Origin of the sequence: Brachyspira catarrhinii (assembly GCF_005518285.1) — a bacterium.
Lineage (GTDB): Bacteria > Spirochaetota > Brachyspiria > Brachyspirales > Brachyspiraceae > Brachyspira > Brachyspira catarrhinii.
Genome location: NZ_SJDU01000591.1, coordinates 1 through 1,028 on the forward strand (window position 1 = coordinate 1; position 1,028 = coordinate 1,028).

Annotated in this window: 1 protein-coding gene; it reads left to right on the plus strand. The window is 26.8% G+C overall.

Annotated features, from left to right (window positions below; genetic code table 11):
* Nucleotides 1-1,028 (plus strand): cache domain-containing protein (locus EZH24_RS12490; protein WP_137999378.1); only part of this gene is annotated, 1,028 nt, incomplete at both ends.

Sequence of the window (1,028 nt, forward strand, 5' to 3'; positions counted from 1 at the left end):
TATTTAATTCTATATTAAATGCTCAGGTTATGGTTTCAGTAGCTTATTCAAGCAGTGCTAATATCAGAAATTATCTTATAAATAGAGATAAAAATTATAGAAGTTTAGGATTGATGGATTTAAATTTATTCATAAAAAGAAATGAGTATTTAGAAAATATTTATGTTGTAGATGTAGATGGCAGTATATTATTGGATAAAAAAAATGAATTAACAGGACAAAGTATGGCAGAATTTAGGCCTGGTATGTGGAATAAATTAAAAGCTGGTGAGGAATATTCTATTGGAAATAATATGAGAAAATCAGCGGATACAGGCGAGTATACTGTATCTATTGGTACTCAAATATTAGATTTTGAAAATAATATTATAGGATATTTGGTATTAATAGTTAGATCATCTATTATACATAAAAATTATTTCAGCAATATAAAGCTTGGAAGAAGTGGAAGAATAGTAGCCGTTAATGATCAGCTTAAAGTTGTAATGGATACAGATTCAAATGAGATAGCTAAAGATGCTCCTAATGAATATGATAATATATTTAAGTCTGGAAGTTTAGAAGGAAATGTGGAATATAGTTTTAATAACCATAAAAGATTAGGATATTATAAAAAAATGAAAATTCATCCTTGGATAGTAGCTTATGCTATGGACGAGGAAGAAATTTATGAGATAAATAAATCTATACTTGTAACAAGTATTATAATAGGTATAATATCTATGGTACTTATGACATTGGTAGTATTTCTATTTACTAGAAGTATAATAAAACCTTTAAATATAATAGTAGAAGAGGCTAAAGAAATAGAGGAGGGAAAACTTGTAATTAATAGAAAACCTCTAAATAGAAGAGATGAATTAGGAATATTATCAAGATCATTTACCTCTATGCGTACAAAACTTATAGAAGTAATAGAAACAACTTTAAATAATGCAGATAAAATGTCATTAGCAGCTAATAATTTAGCGGCAGGTAATAAAGATTTATCAAGAAGATCAGAAAATACAGCAGCCAATCTTGAAGAA